At 51.1% G+C, this 18,051-nt stretch carries 11 protein-coding genes; 9 read left to right on the forward strand and 2 right to left on the reverse strand.

Going from position 1 to position 18,051, the window contains the following annotated elements; genetic code table 11:
• The first annotated feature begins 3 nt into the window (after positions 1-3).
• Both AC50YG_RS01815 and AC50YG_RS01820 read left to right on the forward strand, forming a co-directional pair.
• Positions 4-2,547 (forward strand): NHL repeat-containing protein, encoded by a 2,544-nt coding sequence (locus tag AC50YG_RS01815; protein ID WP_494824266.1) that lies wholly within the window; start codon positions 4-6, stop codon positions 2,545-2,547.
• 23 nt (positions 2,548-2,570) lie between these two features.
• Positions 2,571-8,309: a type I polyketide synthase gene (locus AC50YG_RS01820; RefSeq protein WP_494824268.1), complete on the forward strand. Its 5,739-nt coding sequence runs from the start codon at positions 2,571-2,573 to the stop codon at positions 8,307-8,309.
• A 178-nt stretch (positions 8,310-8,487) separates the two neighbouring features.
• On the opposite strand, the gene thyA is transcribed toward AC50YG_RS01820, so the two are convergent.
• Both thyA and AC50YG_RS01830 read right to left on the reverse strand, forming a co-directional pair.
• A complete protein-coding gene (thyA, locus tag AC50YG_RS01825; RefSeq protein ID WP_494824270.1) occupies positions 8,488-9,321 on the reverse strand; it encodes a thymidylate synthase in 834 nt (277 codons plus the stop codon).
• Between the two features lie 294 nt (positions 9,322-9,615).
• Entirely contained in the window at positions 9,616-10,038 is a 423-nt protein-coding gene (locus AC50YG_RS01830) for a VOC family protein (RefSeq protein WP_494824272.1), read from the reverse strand.
• Between the two features lie 394 nt (positions 10,039-10,432).
• Between AC50YG_RS01830 and AC50YG_RS01835 the strand changes: the two genes are divergently transcribed.
• The 7 genes from AC50YG_RS01835 (at position 10,433) to AC50YG_RS01865 (ending at position 17,957) form a co-directional block, all read left to right on the forward strand.
• Positions 10,433-12,103, forward strand: coding sequence for a DUF6138 family protein (locus AC50YG_RS01835; protein ID WP_494824274.1), 1,671 nt, complete (start codon positions 10,433-10,435; stop codon positions 12,101-12,103).
• Positions 12,104-12,185: 82 nt separating this feature from the next.
• Positions 12,186-12,917, forward strand: coding sequence for an SMI1/KNR4 family protein (locus tag AC50YG_RS01840; protein ID WP_494824276.1), 732 nt, complete (start codon positions 12,186-12,188; stop codon positions 12,915-12,917).
• 19 nt (positions 12,918-12,936) lie between these two features.
• The gene (locus AC50YG_RS01845; protein WP_494824279.1) at positions 12,937-13,914 is read left to right on the forward strand and encodes a hypothetical protein; all 978 of its coding nucleotides are present in this window, start codon (positions 12,937-12,939) and stop codon (positions 13,912-13,914) included.
• Between the two features lie 8 nt (positions 13,915-13,922).
• On the forward strand, positions 13,923-14,537 hold the full coding sequence (locus AC50YG_RS01850; protein WP_494824280.1) for a DUF6630 family protein: 615 nt from the start codon (positions 13,923-13,925) through the stop codon (positions 14,535-14,537).
• 181 nt (positions 14,538-14,718) lie between these two features.
• Positions 14,719-16,170 carry an alpha-ketoglutaric semialdehyde dehydrogenase GucD gene (gene gucD / locus AC50YG_RS01855; RefSeq protein WP_494824282.1) on the forward strand — a complete coding sequence of 484 codons (1,452 nt, stop codon included), beginning with the start codon at positions 14,719-14,721 and terminating at the stop codon, positions 16,168-16,170.
• A 43-nt stretch (positions 16,171-16,213) separates the two neighbouring features.
• Positions 16,214-16,903, forward strand: a complete 690-nt coding sequence (locus AC50YG_RS01860) for a GntR family transcriptional regulator (protein ID WP_494824283.1) — start codon at positions 16,214-16,216, stop codon at positions 16,901-16,903.
• Positions 16,904-17,051: 148 nt separating this feature from the next.
• On the forward strand, positions 17,052-17,957 hold the full coding sequence (locus AC50YG_RS01865) for a dihydrodipicolinate synthase family protein (RefSeq protein ID WP_494824285.1): 906 nt from the start codon (positions 17,052-17,054) through the stop codon (positions 17,955-17,957).
• Positions 17,958-18,051 lie beyond the last annotated feature (94 nt).

Here is an 18,051-nt window from a genome sequence, read left to right on the forward strand (position 1 = left end):
TAAATGGCAAGTCAGGTCGGTCCATCACCAATGGATTATGCAGTTCTGCTTGCGGGGGCGCATCCGGAGCTGTCTTCGCCGGATCCGGCAGTTCAATCCGAGGTCAACAGCCATATCAACAGCCAAACCAATTTGCTTTATGAACTCGCGACAGCGTTCAGCAAACAAGGTCCAGCTTCTCCTAACGGAGGCTGGGCCACAATCGAGCAGATCGGAAAGCTCGGCACGGAACCCGTTTATCAATATACGCTGTCATCTGCAACTGCCGCGGCAACGGGTCCAATCATTGAAGGAACGCTTGTACTCGTCAAGCAGGACGCCAAATTGCTAAATAAGCTATGGTCGGTTCAGCAGGGCGTCGCCGGTTCTTATCAGCCTGTTATTCCGCCAGCTGCTGGTTTTCAGTGGACGGCGGACAATTTTCAACCGCAATGCGGCATTACGGTACAGGCAGTCAGCGCAGACCCTCAATCGAATCAGTTCCAAATTGTGCTGCAAAATAGCTATCCGGCATTCTACAGTCTTTATGCGGAATTTCTCGATGCTTCCGGTGCAGTCATAGCGCCTGGCTCAGGGGAATGGACATCCAGGCTTCAGTCAGGCTCGCGCTTTGAAACTGCGACGAAGAAGTTTATTGGACTAGTGCCGCCCACACTCGGAATTGAAGGTATGCCTGCCACTGCCAAGCAGACGACGCAGTCATTTCACATTCCGCAAGCAGCAGTAACTGTCCGGCTTACCTTTGGAACATTGGGCGCGCTTGGGTGGAACAGCGTTACGAATCCGCTGCCATTTTTTTTCTCGGCCGTGCTCGGCTACGCTGTCCCTTGGATCATGAAATCCGCTGGTGAGTATACTTCGGCGACAGCCGCATGGTATTACGAGTTGTTTAGCGACAGCGGAATTAGAATAGAATTGGAAAAGAACGCGGGGCTGCTGGCATCTGCCGCTTCAACGTCGGATGCAATCAATCTGCTCTGTGCACAGACAGGCAAGCTGCTCTTTGGCGGCTCTCTGCCTAAGCTGCTCGCCGCATTGCGTCTCAAATACAAAGACGATGTGCTTATTCAGGCAGCGCAAAGCACATATTGGCCGCTAGCGGGCATGTTGTCTTCTCTGCAGAGCGGTGTAGTAAGCGGTGTGGTAGAGACGCTGTCTGTTCCTGCAACGTTTACGCAGGCTTATAGCATAAATATGATCGCAGCTTCAACGGTTGAGGTATATCCGGACCCCGTCCACGGCGCTTGGCCGCTTTCGGCTGCTTCCTATACGATTAAGTGGGCAGGAAATGGCGATGTGCAAACTGGCAGTGGATCGATGAACGGCATATGGAGTGATCCGCTGTTGAAGTCGTCGTTTGCCAATGTACCGCATAATGCTGCCATATCCGCGACGGCGTACATTTACGATGCTTCTGGAAATGTAGTTGGCCAGGGCGAAGCAAGCGCAATGGCATCCTCCATCCTCAGCATCGTTATTCAAGAAAATGTTCCGGCGGTGGCAGCGAAGGGCTACCAGCAAGCGCTGGCGCTGGCCTTTAGCGATGAGGCAGGTTTCAATTGGCAGCCGGCAGCTGAGGCAGATTCCTCGACGATTGCAAGTCTGGACTGCAGCAATGTCGGAACCAATCTATGCCAACTGACAGGCCTATCATTTAATGCTGCTGCTTCGGCGCTTGTGTATGGCTGGCGGGCATCAGGCACGGCGTGCGCGCCATGCAGCGGCGGCGGGGCAGGGGCGCAAATGTACAGGCTTCAATCTATTTCAATTTCGTCATCGCCTGCCCGTTCGCTCAAGCCTGCATCCTGCGGTTTCTATACGATGACGACCATTGCAAATGGTCACAATTGCGATGATAATCTGTTTTTTGATACACGTACGGCGCCGTATGCGCTCAGGAACATCACACTCGGAGATGCTGGCGTTTTTCAGTTTCCTACGGAAACAAGCCGAGGTTATTTGACGCTTAGTACGGTGGATGATTTGACCGCTCATCCAGCTGGATTTGCGGCTGCAGTCAGCGCAGCCGCAAACATGCTGCAGATTGTGCAGCTAAGCGCACAGCCGGTTGCGGATAGCGCGGCACCGGGACCTTATTCGGTAGGTGGAATGGGGACACGACCCGGACTGCTGCAGCAGCCTGTAGCAGTTGCAGCTGCGCCTGACGGTACCCTCATCGTACTGGAGGCAGGGAACAAGCGGCTGCAGGCCTTCGACGTGTTCGGCAACGGCCAGAATTATTTCGCTATGTCCCCAATGCTGCAGCTTCGCCAGACGTCCGGTATTTCGTACATTGATCTGGATATCGATAGGGATGGCAATATGTATGTACTGTCCTATTCCGGAAGCGGCAATCAGGCAAGTCAGTATTTGCTTGACGTGTACAGCCCGCAGGGAGCGCTGCTTTCTTCAACGGAGGGTGTAAATGCAGCGAAAATTGCCGTAGATGAATGGCGGAATATATATGCACTCGACTATAGCCTATTGCAAGGGCCGCAGGGAGATACAAGTCCTGCCATTCGGGTATGGACGCCGATAACGACTTGAGGTTGGAAAGGAAGGCTATCACGATGTCTAAGCAAAAGCATCAACAGTTCGCGAAGGAGCAGACGCACACGAATGAGGAAGCCATTGCAATTATCGGCATGGGCTGTCGTTTTCCCGGCGGGGTGAATAGTCCAGAGGAGTTTTGGGAGCTGCTCAAAAATGGTACAGACGCGATCGTGGAGGTTCCGCCAGAGCGATGGAAGAACACGGATTTCTATCATCCCGACCGCGACAAGCCGGGTAAAATGGTAACGAGGCACGGCGGATTTATCGACGCCATCGACCGGTTTGATCCAGAATTTTTCGGTATTTCCCCGCATGAAGCGCATCATATGGACCCACAGCAGCGTCATTTGCTGGAGGTTACATGGGAAGCGCTGGAGGATGGCGGGCAGCGCCCCGAGCTTCTTCGCGGCCGGGAGGTTGGTGTGTTCGTAGGGGCATTCGCGCTTGATTACCACGCGCTGCAATTCGGCGATCCATTTCAGCGGGACGCCGGGCCGTATACCGCCGCAAGCAGCATGACCACGATGATTTCAAACCGGATTTCATACATTTATGATTTTTGCGGCCCGTCCATGACCATTGATACAGCCTGCTCGTCTTCACTTGTTTCGCTGCATTTGGCTTGCGAAAGCCTGCGTAAGGGCGAGAGTGAACTTGCGGTTGCTGGTGGTGTTGTGCTGATTTTCACCCCGCAATACACGTTGGTAGAAAGCAGAGGCGGTTTTCTGTCACCGGAAGGCCGATGCAAAACGTTTGACACCACTGCGGACGGCTATGTCCGGGGCGAAGGCGTTGGCATGCTGGTGCTGAAACGACTGGAGAATGCTATAGCAGATGGCGATCCGATTCAGGCGGTTATTATGGCAAGCAGCGTCAACCAGGATGGGCATACACCTAGCATTACCGTGCCCAGTTCCGCGGCGCAGGAGCGGCTGATTCGAAAAACGCTGGGCAAGGCGGGCATTTCTGCAGCAGACGTGCAATATGTTGAAGCGCATGGAACAGGCACGCCGGTAGGCGATCCAATCGAGGCGCGAGCCATTGCCGCAGCCTATGGAGAAGGGCGGGCGGAATCGGAGAAGCTGTTCATCGGTTCTTGTAAAACGAATATAGGCCATACCGAGGCAGCGGCAGGTGTAGCTGGCCTGATTAAAACAGTGCTTTGCCTCAAGCATAAGCAAATTCCACCGAACCTGCACTTTCATAATCCGAACCCAGCCATTCGATTTGATGAATGGGGCATCCGCGTGCCCGTCAAGCTTGAGCCGTGGCCTCCGCATGACGGCGAAGCCATTGCGGCGGTCAATTCATTCGGTTTTGGCGGCACGAATGCACATGTGATCGTCCGGGAATTGTCGATTAACGAGAAGAGCATTTTGCCGCAAGAAGAGGAATACATGCTTGCCGCTCAAGTAGGCAGTCACCACGGTGGAATGCTGCAAGCATCAGCAACAGTCGACACAATTGTAATAGCGAATCAAGCAGCTGTCATGGAGCAGAAAAGCTTTGCAAGCCAGGGTTCGGGACTGGACTTTCCTCCTATTTCTTCTCAGCGCTCGTACCTGCTGCCGTTATCCACACGACGAGCGGCAGGGCTGCAGCAGCTAAGCGAGAGCTACACACGGCTGCTAAGCGATTCCGGCTTAGCGCTTGATGATCTGTGCTGGAGCGCTGGTGAACGCCGCGAGCATCATCATCACCGTCAGGCGTGCATTGCCAAAGACAGCAATAGCCTGGCAGAGCTTCTGACTGCGGCTGTTGAAGGAAAAGCGGCTAAAGGTGTCATCACCGGTATCAACCTGCCAGGAGTGAGGCCTAAGCTTGTTTGGACATTTTCGGGCATGGGCCCGCAGTGGTATGGCATGGGACGGCAGCTGCTGCAGATTGAGCCTGTGTTTCGAGAGACGATGGAGCAGTGCGACCGCTTGTTTGCACAAATTTCCGGGTGGTCGATGCTTGCCGAGCTAGCGAAGGACGAAGTGGATAGTCTAATGGACGAGACGGAAATTTCAATGCCGATCAGTTGTGCCCTCCAGATATCTCTGGCCGCACTATGGCGTTCGTGGGGAATTGTGCCGGATGCTATCGTGGGGCACAGCGCAGGCGAAGTTGCCGCATTTTACGAGGCAGGCGTCTATACCTTAGAGCATGCCCTCCAGATCGTTTATCACCGCAGCCGTCTATTGCAGCGTTTAAGCGGGATGGGCGGGATGGTGGCTGTCGGCGCCAGCGATGAGGAAGCGAAGAAGCTATTGGAAGGCTTTGAAGAAACAGTAAGCATTGCTGCGATCAACAGCCCTTCATCGGTCACGCTTGCAGGGACGGTTCAATCGTTGGATGATGTTATGTCCTTGGCTACAAAGCGGAATTTATTTAATCGCAAATTGAAGGTGCAAGCACCTTTCCATAGCCATTTCATGAAGGCGATTAAACAAGAGCTGTTGGACAGTCTGCAGGGCATCCCGTCACAAGCCGTGTCCGTTCCACTTTATTCCAGTGTTACAGCTGGACTTATTGACGGTGAAACAGTAGATGCCAATTATTGGTGGCGCAATGTTCGTGAACCGGTACGCTTTGCACCCGCCATTGAACAAATACTGCAGAGTGGCTGTACGGTTTTTGTGGAAATCGGGGCGCATCCTGTTCTTACCGGTGCGCTAAATGAATGCTTTAGCGCACGCCGTGCCTTGGCGGTTTCATCGATCCGCCGTAAGGAAGACGAGCATGAAGCGATGCTGCTGTCGCTTGCTGAGCTTTACGTTTGGGGATTTGAGCCGAACTGGAACGCACTTTATCCGCAAGCTCAGTGGACAGAGCTCCCGGCCTATCCATGGCGGAGGGAGGCCTATTGGCATGAGCCGGAGGTCATCCGGCTGATTCGTCTTGGGCTGCGCGACCATCCGCTGCTTGGCCGTCCATTGCTTGGTGCAGCAGCAGCTTGGGAGGGGGAAATCTCCCTCATTCGTTTTCCTTATTTGCGCGATCATCGGGTGCTGGATCAGACGGTTTTCCCGGCAGCTGCGTACATTGAAGCAGCAATGGCGGCTGCTCAGCATACATTGGGCGGAACGGGCTATGCGCTTGAGCAAATTGAACTGCACCGCAGTCTTACGCTGCCACAGCCCTCCACTGTCATGCTTACCCAGCATTATCTTGACGTGGAGAATGGTACGTTCCAAATTTATTCGGCGGCGGATACGTCAGGAAGTCCGTATACGCTTCACGCATCCGGCCGTGTAAGGCAGCTTCAGCCGGTAGCACCAATGGCGCAGCTGAATCCGAAGCTCGCGAGCCAAACGATGCACCGCACCGTGCAGCATGAACAGGCATACCGCATTTTGAATCGTATGGGCTTCGATTATGGAGCTATGTTCCAAGGCTTGCAACAAGCCTATATTGGGATTGATGAGGCCTGGGCGGAGATAAATCTGGAGCTATCGGCAGCGGAGGCAGAGGATTACATCTTCCATCCTCAGTTGATGGACTCCTGTTTCCAGGCGCTGCTGGCCGCAGAATTCCCGCTTGAAGGCGAGACGCCAAAGGAAGCAAGAGATGAGTTTCGTCTGCCGGTGCGTATTGGGGAAATTCGCTTTTACCGAAAGGTAAAGGGGAAATTATGGGCGCACAGCCGATTGACGGAGCGAAACGATAAGATAACAAAGGGAGACCTTCGCATCTATGATGGAGATGGACGCTTGGTTGCCGAGTTCCTCGGCTTCGTCAAACAGGCGGTGGATGCAGGTGTAGGAAAGATTAGCAGCGCACAATTAAAGCGCTGGTTCTATGAGCCGCAGTGGCAGCCTGCTCCTGAGCTGAACGACCCGCCGCTGCGCATGACAAAGAAGGATGTCTGGCTGTTTCTCGCCGATCACAGCGGTGTGGCAGAGGCAGCAAGCACACTACTGCGGCAACAGGATTTTGAGGCGGTTATCGTAAGGCCCGCTGTCGAAGGTGAATATCATTTTGTACCTGCTTTAAATGGGAGCAGAATACACCCTGGTACGAAACAGCATTACGACAAAATGGTGAAAGACGCCCTACAGGCGTTTGGCAGCCGTCTTCGCGGCATTGTGCATGCCTGGAATTTAGATCTTCCTGAACCGGAGAGCATACATTTGCATGCAGATAAAATGGAGGCTGGGCAAGGAAACAGGCTCTGGAGCAGTCCATGGATGGAAGGGAATGACAACTATGCCCTGCACAAATCGTTATCCCTCTACTCTGTGCTTTATGCGGTGCAGAGCATATCCATGCAAACGGCGAAGATCCGTCTCTGGACGCTGACACGCGGTGCACAACTTGTCCATCGTTTGGATGAGTTTACAGGGGGAAAACCGCCAGCTGTCTTTCAATCGGCAGTATGGGGGCTTGGACGATCGATCGCACAGGAGTTTGGAAATTACTGGGGCGGCATTTGCGATATTGCTCCTGATGCCACTGCGGCAGAAGCGGCGCAGCTTTTCGTTCGGGAGCTTGTCAGTGAAGAAGCCGGCCGCGAGGACCAGCTGGCTTTTCGGAATGGAGAACGCCATGTGCTTCGCCTCAACCAGGCGGCACGCATTCCTGGAGCGGCACTTCCTCTGCGCTGTCGCGAGGACGGCGCCTATCTCATTACTGGTGCATTTGGTTCGCTCGGTCAGCATGCTGCGCGGCTGCTTGTCAAGCGGGGCGCCAGAAGACTGATTCTGATTGGACGGAACCCGCTGCCGGATCGGCGCGAATGGAAAGCGTATTTGACGGATAATCTCGATGATGCGACACGGGCTGTTCAAGCGGAGCGAATCGCTTTTGTGCTTGAACTGGAAGCTGCTGGCGTTTATGTGCATACCATTTGCATCGATATTACAGACAAGCAGAGCCTGGGAGCCTTTATGGAGAATTATATCGGCAGTGGCCATCCTCCAATCCGAGGCGTCATCCATAGTGCAGGAGCCATTCGAGATATGCTGCTGAGACAAATGCCGGCAAAGGTTTTCGATGAAGCCTATGAACCGAAGGTCAAAGGGGCATGGAACCTGCATGAAGCGACACTCGCCGAGCCGCTGGAATTTTTCGTTATGTTCTCCTCTATTGCCTCGCTACTGCCGCCAGCCGGACAGGGGAATTATGCCGCAGGCAATGCGTTTATGGACGGACTGGCCCACTATCGTCTCAGCCAGGGGCTGCCGGCGATGAGCATTAACTGGGGACCGTGGCTGTCCGGTATGGTCACCAGACAGAACTTGGCAGCCCATTTTCAAGAAAATGGGATAGATTGCATACTTGATGGGGAAGGAGAGCGCCTGCTGGAGCATTTGCTCGGTCAACCACTTGCCCAAGTTGCTGTACTTTCCGCAGAATGGAAGTCCGTCCGTACGCTATATCCTGACACGGCGCTGCTCAATCTGCTTGATCAAAAGGCGCGCAGCGAGGGGCAACAGATCGAAGAAGCCATTAACTGGTCAGAGAAATTGTCGGCGCTTGAGCCAGCATTAAGAGCGGCTGCGGTATTGGTGAAGCTGACGGCCATTATCGCTGAGCTGCTCCACTATAATCAAGAATTTCTCGACACGTCGCGCAGCCTTCCGGAGCTCGGGCTTGACTCGATGATGGCCATTAAACTCCGAAATCGAATTACCAGCGAATTTGGCTGCGCGCCAATGGTGGGCGATCTTCTCAGCGGCAACACGGTTGAAATGCTAGGGGATGTGTTAGTTAGTTTATTGGAAGAGGAACGAGAGGCTGAAGAACATCATTTAGAAGCGAGTATGCTATAAACGTGCTAACAAGAAAAACAAGAAAATCCGCCATTTTGGCGGATTTTCTTGTTTTAATCATTTTTATAGCGATAACGCTCTGAGGGGATAGCTAAAATATCTTGATTGCGAATGTTCAGCAACGAGCACGCTGTTAGGCGACCGAATTGTAACCTTTAGCTCCATCTCTTTTGAAGAACTAGATGGCAATCTCCATTTTAACTGATGGGTGATATTTATAATTGATTAACTCGAAATCATTAATAGTAAAATCATCGATTTTTTTTATTTCTGGATTGATCCAAAGTTCAGGTGCAGGATATGTCTCTCGTTGAATCTGTTCTTTCAAAGGATCAATGTGTCGCTCATAAATATGAGCATCATTAATATTTAGCGTAAGCATTCCTAATTTGTATCCTGTAACTTGAGCGATCATTCGCTGTAAAACGGAATATTGGAATACATTAAATGGGTTTCCTAAACCAATATCATTTGATCTTGCGTTGACAATTAGATGAAGGATTCCTTGTTTTATTAGCCATTGGTTATTCCAAACACAAGGATACAGCTCCATTTGGTCAAGATCATCAATATTCCAAAGGGATATTACATGTCTTCTTGAAGCAGGATTATTAATGAGTTGATCAATTAGATTATGGACTTGGTTTGTAATCTTACCATTGAGCATTATTTGCTTGCCCAACTGATAGCCATATGCTTTACCTATATTGTTGCTAGCATTTGTCCACTCTTTCCAGATTTTCACGTTGCTTTCATCTAGATAAGAGCAATCACTTGTTCTTTTGACATAAAACCATAGTAATTCGTGAATTGCCGATTTCCATGGAACTCTTTTTGTTGTAAGTATAGGAATTTCAGAATTATCAAATTTCAACTGCTTTGAAATTAAACTTTTTGTGTAGGCTGGAGTGCCATCCGACCAAGTTGTTCTAACGTCGTGGTCTTTGTCCCAATCTCCATCTTCAAGAATTTCATTTACTAATTGACTGTATATCCTATCAGCCTTCGCCATCTAATGTACCTCCAAATCATACATGAGCATTGCTTTATAAGTTTCGCGGGAAATGACAAATTTACCTTTTTTCATTCATATCCTATTGCTTAATTCAACGTAAATAGCTTGCACCACCACGCAAACTGGCCTATTAACTTAATACTGTCGCTTCTCAAGCTTAAACTTTTCATAACGCTGAACCTTTATCAATACTTCTCTATCGATTCAAAAATACCCGCCTACCGCTGTTTGGATGAATCCAGGCAGGGTAGGCGGGCATTTGTATGCAAAGCCTTATGGATGGAGGCTCGATTAAAGCTCTTCGTCGGATTGGTTGATAAGCCATTGAATGCCGAATTTATCCTTCAGGCTGCCATACCCTTTAGACCAGAAGGTTTCCTGCAATTCCATCTCGACGGTGCCGCCTTCTTTGAGCTTGTTGAAGACTGACTGCAGTTCTTCAAGCTCCTTGCTGACGATGGAGAGGCTGATGTTCGTACCTTCAACGAAAGGCATATCTGGAAACACATCGGAAAACATAACTAAACTGCCCATAATTTTCAGACGTGTATGCATGACCAAAGGTTTCACTGCTTCTGGCATCTCAAAATCCGGATTTGGAGGAGAGTCCCCGAATGTCATAATTTCAGGCTTGTCCGTTCCGAAAACCTCTGCATAAAACAATACCGCTTCACGACAGTTGCCATTAAAATTCAAATACGCCTGAACAGCCACTTACGTCACTCCTTCGTAGGTTTGAGGTGGGGTTAAGCTTGGTCAATTACGCTCCTATTGTATCACTAAACCAAGCTTGTTCAAACCCGGCATCGATGAAGAATATTCAGGAGCTTCTTTGCCAGCAATTAGGGAAGAATCCGTCCATAAGACTTATTGTCCCTTGCATCCACCGCGGATAAAATAAAAGGACAAGCTTCGTTTGCAGCCGACGCTGGCAGCTTGCAGCCTGAAGCGTTTTATAGCTTTCCTCAGAGCCGGGTACCCATAGCGGGTGCCCTTCATTTTGTTCAAAGCTGGTGTGTTCAGGTTTAATGAAATCGGGTATTAAATTGTTGGTATACATAACGGTTTTTGCTTAATTTTAAAAAAGGAAAGTGGAAGGTGAGTATAGATGATGGAAGCAGCACAACGAGCGGAAATAGATGAGATGAAACGAGAGATTCACCAGTGGTTCGACCAATTGGAAAAGCAGGATGGAGCAGACGTGATCAAGCGCACCAAGCTGCAAGTAGGGGTTTTTGATTATGCACAAATAGACTGTACGGCTAAAAAGATAGACATTGTGGATCATGATCTGGGCATCGGTTGGCCAGATGAAAAGGATCAGCAGCCCGATCCGCATGCGCTGTTTACAGTCGAGCAGATCGAGACGCTTGTTAAGCCGCAGCTTGCGGAAGAGATCGAGGAGCGTCTGAGATTGCTGGCGGCATCGCCTGTAACGGATTACCGCTTTACTTTTTGCGGGAAGTTCCGGGCCGTGGAATGTGTCTTTGAGCTCACCCTCGTAGAATACGTGAATGAAGCGAAAAAGCAGGAGCTACTGGGACATATACAAGCTTATGTGACGCAAAAGCTAGATTCGGGCAAGTTTCCGACGAAGCCGCTGGAGACGTTTTTTCTGGCGCGGCACTTGGTGAGTGAGCAGCTCTTTCCGCAGCTGGATGGCGAATGGATCGTTGCCAAATTCGAGAAAATTTTAGAGCTCAATAAATCTCGTAAAGAAGCGCTTCAGGAGCATCGCAGCTACATCATCATGATGCTGAAAACCTGGGTGGAAAACCAGATGCTGCCGACGCATTTCACGCTTGAGGAGGGCGAGGATAGTCGGAAGCAATATAAATTGAAGCCCGAGGCTGCTGCCGGATCTGTACAACCGGGGCTAATCACGCTGCTGCTTTATGCGGCTGTCGCTATTCTGCGCTTCGAGCCGAGCTACAGCAAGCAGAGGGGACTTACCTTTATCGATTGTGCCCGGCAGCTCGGAAGCGACAAAGCAACCAAGCTGCTTGAAGAAGGCAGCGGCGCCTATCCGAAGGAGGATAGCGACTACAGCGATGCTTATGTGCACTGCAAGGCCAATGATGTATTTTCGACGATAACGATCGTCATCAAACAGGAGGAACAGCAGAGCTACGCACGGGCGGTGGCGTTCATCATTCGGTTGCTTCAGCAGGGTTTCCCTAAAAGCTATAAGATCAAGCTAAAATCGAGCGTTAAGCAATATTTGCCGCTGAAAGGGCTGGCCAAATCGGATACGCACCGCTTCTTTGCGAATGTGCTTGCCTTTGAAGAGCTGCATCCGCTGCTGGAGCAATATGCGCGCGAGGCAATGGAGGAGTTCGAATGGTACGGCGATGCGGAGGATGAAAAAAGCTGCATGCCGGGAAGCTATGCTGTTTTCGGTCTAGGCCTAGCCGATCCCCGTTATTTTCCGCTTGCTCAGCAATATATGAAGCTGGTAGATGTGGAGCATCAATTGGTGCAAAATAGATTTACCGCCGAGTTTGCGGCCCACTATGGCGTTAATGCCGATTCTATCGCAACGCTTGTTGTTTGCATGCTGCATAGCACGGAAGAGCTGAAGCTCAAAATCAAGCCGACTTTCGAAGAGGAAGGCAATCTGGCGCTGCTGCTGGAGCAAGTGAAGGGGCGGCAGGATTATGAAGTGGAGCATCTCATATATTTGATCTGGGGCGGGACAGACAAGCTGAAGGCAGCAGCTCGGAAAACAAAAGACGCGCGCCAGCCCCTAATGGAGCAGCTGCTGCAAGCCGCCTATTAATATAGCTTGAGCATGAGCACAAGCGGGAGCAAATGAGCAATAAGCAGAGCGAAGCGCTTTTTATAAAAGGAGGGGCCTGCCCATGTATATCGTATCGCCTAATGGTTCGCCTATACCGGCCGAAAAGCTGCATCAGCTGGAACAAGAGCAGCAGTTGACGCTGCCTGAAGCGTATGTCCGCTTCTTGGTTCTTCACGGCCCAGGCACTTATCGCGGCTGGTTTAATATTGAAGTACCTGATCCCAGTGTGCTGAAGCCGTTCGCGGAGGAGGAGTTTTGGGAGCATGATGCTGCCAGCCCCATTACGCAGCAGCAAATCGCCGAATGCGTGTCGATTGGCACGACGATTGACGGCGACTTTCTCGCGGTGCATCCGGCTGTCAAGGGCATCATCTGGCTGCCGCGGCATTCGGAGATCATCGAGCTGTATGCCGAGGGTGCGATTGAGCATGCCGACTATACGGAATTTCTTAATCAGATATATGGCGAAAAGCTAGCTAAGGAAGCGGCGGTTCCGGCTTATTTTGATCCGTGGACGCAAACGCGGAAGCATCAATTTTTTCATTTTGCCCCGGATAAGGCTGGATATGAGCTGCCTGAGCTGGCGCGCCAGTGCAAGGAAAGCTTTGAGCCGGATTTGCAGATTGAAAATGCCTATACATGCCTATTGTTTTTGCAAGGGCTGGGCGGGTATATCCGTTTCAATTATGCTTACCGGCTGGAGGTTGCCATTTTCTATGAGGAGGGGCAGGAGCCGCTCTTGCAACAAATAACCGCTTTTTTGAAAAATCATAATTGCATATCATTAACATAATCGAAAAGGTGGGAGCGAAATGGAAACATTAAATCGATTCGTTTGGAACAGTCTGCCGAGCCAGGAGAAGGAAATTGTATTGAAAATGCTGCTGGATAAGCTTCCGGAAGGGTTTGAATATCAAGGGCTGGAAACATTCGAGCGTTATGGCAACAGACTCGAAACAGGTGTTTATGACTATGAGGGTTATAAGTTCGTTTATGTGCCGGGAGACAAGGTAACGCTGGGCTGGGAGCGTTGGGAGCAAGGCTTGGATGCCGCAACAGCTGAAGATTTTCAAGAGACAATGAACGAATATGGTGTTGAGGATCGGGATGCGTTTATCCGCAATCAAATGTCGCCGGTCCGCGAGGCGGAAATTGGCGCTTTGCTCGTCGAATGCGAGACGCATTCGCTAGGCTGGTACGAGGTAGAGCTCGATGACGAGGATTTGGCCGAGGATGAGGATTTTCAGGAGGAATTGAAAAAATTCAAGCTCAGCACCTATTCAGAATACGAGCGTCATCAAAATTTTCGTTTCGTACGCGAAGGGGAAGACATCCTCGCTTATTTGTTTAATGATGAGCTGGACGCGGATATCGTCGCTGAGCAAATCGAGCAATCCGGCTTTAGCCTGCCTACGGAGGATGAGTGGGAGTATCTCTACGGGGGCGGCTGCCGGACGTTGTATCCTTGGGGCGACAGCTTTGATTATGGGCTGAAGCTCAGGCATTTTGAGGAGCTGGCCGAAGGCGAGAGAAGACCTTACGATTTGGAGCTGCCGAATGCGTTCGGTATTTGCTTCTCGGGTGACCCTTACCAGTATGAAATGACGCTGAAGGATGGGGAGTTTTTTCCGAAGGGCGGAGATGGAGGCAGCTTGGTATGCGGTGGAACAGGACCAGTTGTAGGCTATTTGCCAGCGACAGCGGTCTACTATCGCGATCCTAATGTGTTTGAGCTGGACTTCGAGGATATAGTCGGCAATTTGCGCTTTAGACGGATAATCCGGTTGTAAGAGGGAAGGTGAGCAGCGTGGGGTGGTTCGGATTCGGAATTAAGCGAAAAAGAGGGTCGAAGCAGCTTCGGCAGCAGCAGGGTGCTTCGGCCGAAAAGGATGACCCGCAGCTTAGAAGCACAGCGCTGCTGGAGCTGAGCAGACGTCTTGCCTGCGGGCAGTCGCAGATCGTGGACGAAGTGACTGAGGCTATGCTGCATGAAGAGGATTATTTTGTGCGCTGGTTCGATCGGCTGGATGAGCGGGGGATTAGCTGCCCGATTCCGGAGCTGCCATGGTTTGCGCTCGTCGATTCGCTGCAAGCGGAGGGGCTGGCATGTGAAATCGACTGGAAAGAGGACAGCTATGAGGTGGCCAGCTTCATTGAGAATTTGCTTGCCCGAAAGCAGCTGCTGCCAGTAGTGGAGTGGAATTTGAAGCATGAAGCAGATGAAATACTCCCAACCTACGATTTTTTGGTGAAAATGTTTAAGCTGCTGCAAACTCATTCGATCGCGCTCGCTTGCATGGATATTAATAGCGACAGCTATGTGCTGATTACCGTCCGTACGGAGGAAATCAGCGAGCTGCGGGCGCTGGCGGTGCAGGCAGGCTATCGTATTGATGGATTTGAACAAGGATAGCATACATGCGAGCATCGATAAGTAGAACTAGATAAGCTTGAATAAAAGGATAAGAAGCTCCTGCCATTTTGCTGGCGGGAGTTTTTTTCGTGAAAAGGGTTGACGATTTAAGAGATTCAATATAATATCTGATATATCAGATATCAAATATAAAGTTGCAGAGGTGAGGCGATTGGAAACCATGTCTATGCATACTGCTTTCAATTACATTGGCGGCGAGTGGGTAGCTTCCTCCTCCGGTGAAGTAGAAGCCAGCTTGAATCCTTCTACCAGAGGCGAAGTTGTCGGCTGGGTGCAAAGCTCTGGCACCCATGATTTGAATGCTGCAGCGCAGGCTGCGAAGGAAGCTCAGCCTATATGGCGCAAGCTGTCTGCTCCGGCAAGAGGCGAATATTTGTTTAAGGCAGCAGCAGCGCTTGAGCGAAGGCTTGATGAAATTGCCGAAACGATGGCACGCGAGATGGGCAAGACGCTGCCGGAGGCAAAGGGCGAGACGGCAAGAGGCGTGGCCATATTGCGGTATTACGCTGGCGAGGGCATGCGCAAGACAGGCGATGTCATTCCTTCAACAGACAGTGAAGCGCTAATGCTGACTACCCGGGTTCCACTTGGCGTCGTGGGCGTCATTACGCCGTGGAACTTTCCGGTGGCCATACCGCTCTGGAAGATGGCTCCCGCCCTTATTTACGGCAACACGGTTGTGCTTAAGCCAGCTACGGAAACTGCTGTAACCGCTGTTAAACTGATGGAATGCTTGGCAGAAGCGGGTTTTCCAGCCGGGACAGTCAATCTCGTAACAGGCAAAGGCTCCGTCGTTGGTCAAGCGATGGCCGAGCATCCGTTCATCCAAGGAATTACGTTCACCGGCTCAAACCAGACGGGAAAACGGATAGGGATGGCGGCACTTGCCCGGGGAGCGAAATATCAGCTGGAGATGGGCGGCAAAAATCCGCTGATCGTTGCCGCTGATGCTGACCTCGACCAGGCGGTGGAAGCGGCGGTAAACGGCGGCTTTCGCTCAACAGGTCAGAAATGCACGGCTACTAGCCGGGTGATTATCGCAAATGAAGTGTTCGAGCCGTTTGTGGCGAAGCTGCTGGCCCGAACGAAGGAGCTTAAAGTCGGCAGCGCTCTGGCGCCCGATACATGGATGGGGCCTTGCGCCAGCGAGCAGCAATATAATAATGTCACTTCCTATATTCGCCAAGGCGTAGAGGAAGGAGCGGTGCTGCTGCATGGTGGCAGGCAGCCGGTAGGGCTTGAGCAGGATGGTTATTATATCGAGCCAGCGATTTTCGACCAGGTGGATGCAAATATGGCCATAGCGCGTGAGGAAATTTTTGGCCCGGTGCTGGCGCTCCTCCGATTTGATACGATAGAGGAAGCATTATCGATAGCAAATGATACGGAATTTGGCTTAAGCGCTTCCATTTTTACGCAAAATATCGCTCATATGCTATCCTTTATTCAGGACATGGATGCGGGCCTTATTCGAATCAATTCCGAGAGCGCGGGTGTGGAGCTGCAAGCGCCGTTTGGCGGCATGAAGCAGTCCAGCTCGCATTCGCGGGAACAAGGGCAGGCAGCGATAGAATTTTTCACCTCTATCAAAACCGTATTTATAAAATCCTGAGAAACAGGCGCAAGGCCTGCTGCACAACGAGGGGGCGGTAATGATGAGCATACATGGTCAAGACGAAGATATAGCTTTGCAGACGCGCTCGATTCGCGACGTTATATACGAGAAGCTGAAGGAAGCGATTTTGTCCGAGCAATATAAGGCGGGCCATCATTTGAAGGAACGGGAGCTGGCCAAGCAGTTCGGCATCAGCACAACGCCGCTGAAGGAAGCGCTGCGGAGGCTGGAGCAGGAGGGGCTTGTTACAACTAGCGCCAGACGTGGTACGTTCGTCTCCAGCGACATTATGAACTCGGTTGAAGAAATCAACTGGGCGCGATCGGCTCTGGAGGGTGTAGCCGCACGGATGGCGGCGCTCAAAATAACGGATGAGGAAGCCAGCGTGCTAACGGAAACAACGGAGCAAATGCGCAAACATACCGAAGCGAAAGACACGGAGCAGCTGATCGCGCTTAATGGTCATTTTCATAAATTGATCCGAACCTATGCGAAAAATAATTATATTTTTCAACAGATTGAAGCGATTCATTCCTTTGACCGTTCCTTCCGCAAAAAAGCGCTGTCGCATGAGGATGAGCTGGAGCGGGGATTTCAGGAGCATTATGCCATCTATAAGGCTATCGTGGCGAAAGATGGTGACCTTGCCGAGAAGCTGATGATTGGACATATTCGTAGGACGATTGAGTTTGTGAAGGAAAGCAAGGCAGCGGCGAAAGCGAAGAGCTAGCTTGCTGTAAGTAGACGTGTACAAGCAACAAGCAACAGCAATAATAGCTACGGCAGCGGGGCGGGATGAAACGATGGCTGACCTTCATTCCGCAGGCAAACCGCTTGGGCAAACATTAGAGGATTGAGAGAAAGGAGATGCTGAAACGATGTATGAAGACTTGAAAGCGAAGCTAAGAGGCATTAACGCGATCAATGTGACACCGTTTGATGGACAGCTCGGCATCGATTGGACATCGCTGCAAGGCAACATTCGCTATTTGCTCGATCAAGGCATTCAAGCGATCTATCCATGCGGCAACACAGGCGAGTTTTATGCGCTGAGCGTGGAGGAGGCCAAGGAGGTTACGCGGTTCGTGACAAATACCGTAAACAACCAAAGCTTGGTCATTGCAGGAGTGGGCTATGATGCGAGTACAGCTTCCGAGTTAGCCCTTCATGCGGAAAAATGCGGCGCTGACGGCATTATGGTGCATCAGCCGGTTCATCCTTATTTGCTGGCGCAGGGTGTAGTCGATTATTACAAGCAAATCGCCGCAGCGACCTCGCTGCCAATGGTACTGTATATTCGAAGTGAGCAAATTACGCATGAGGCGATTGTACAGGCTGCTGCCATACCGAATGTTGTGGGCATTAAATATGCGATTAATCATCCGCCATCCTTTAGCCGCGCTGTACAGGCTGTGAAGGAAGACATCGTGTGGATATGCGGAACGGCCGAAATGTGGGCGCCGACGTTTTATGCGGCCGGGGCTAAAGGCTTTACTTCGGGAATGGTCAATGTAGATACCCAAAGATCGTTTGCCATGCTGGAGGCGCTGAATGCAGGAAGCTACGAGCGGGCAATGGAAATTTGGCGCGAGGTGCTTCCCTTCGAGCAGCTGCGGGAAAGCCATAGAAACGGCAATAATGTAAGCGTAGTCAAGGAAGCGATGTACCAGCTGGGGCTGATTGCCACGAGAGCCGTTCGCCCGCCGATCAGCACATTAACGAGCAAGGAATGTGAAGAGGTAGCAGGCATGCTGAAGGAATGGGGCTTGCTGCAGCCCGTATAGGGGCAATTCCTTTTATAAAAATATAGGGAGTATATGATTTTTCCATCTCCTCTCTATATTTCTCGGAATGAAACGCGCCGCGCCGCCAAAAGAC

The organism is Paenibacillus sp. J31R34 (assembly GCF_059383715.1).

Coding starts and splice junctions, on each gene's coding strand:
- AC50YG_RS01815 (WP_494824266.1), top strand. CDS start 4: ATGGCAAGTCAGGTCGGTCCATCACCAATGGATTATGCAGTTCTGCTT.
- AC50YG_RS01820 (WP_494824268.1), top strand. CDS start 2,571: ATGTCTAAGCAAAAGCATCAACAGTTCGCGAAGGAGCAGACGCACACG.
- thyA (WP_494824270.1), bottom strand. CDS start 9,321: ATGGCGAAGGCTGATAGGATATACAGTCAATTAGTAAATGAAATTCTT.
- AC50YG_RS01835 (WP_494824274.1), top strand. CDS start 10,433: ATGATGGAAGCAGCACAACGAGCGGAAATAGATGAGATGAAACGAGAG.
- AC50YG_RS01840 (WP_494824276.1), top strand. CDS start 12,186: ATGTATATCGTATCGCCTAATGGTTCGCCTATACCGGCCGAAAAGCTG.
- AC50YG_RS01845 (WP_494824279.1), top strand. CDS start 12,937: ATGGAAACATTAAATCGATTCGTTTGGAACAGTCTGCCGAGCCAGGAG.
- gucD (WP_494824282.1), top strand. CDS start 14,719: ATGTCTATGCATACTGCTTTCAATTACATTGGCGGCGAGTGGGTAGCT.
- AC50YG_RS01860 (WP_494824283.1), top strand. CDS start 16,214: ATGAGCATACATGGTCAAGACGAAGATATAGCTTTGCAGACGCGCTCG.
- AC50YG_RS01865 (WP_494824285.1), top strand. CDS start 17,052: ATGTATGAAGACTTGAAAGCGAAGCTAAGAGGCATTAACGCGATCAAT.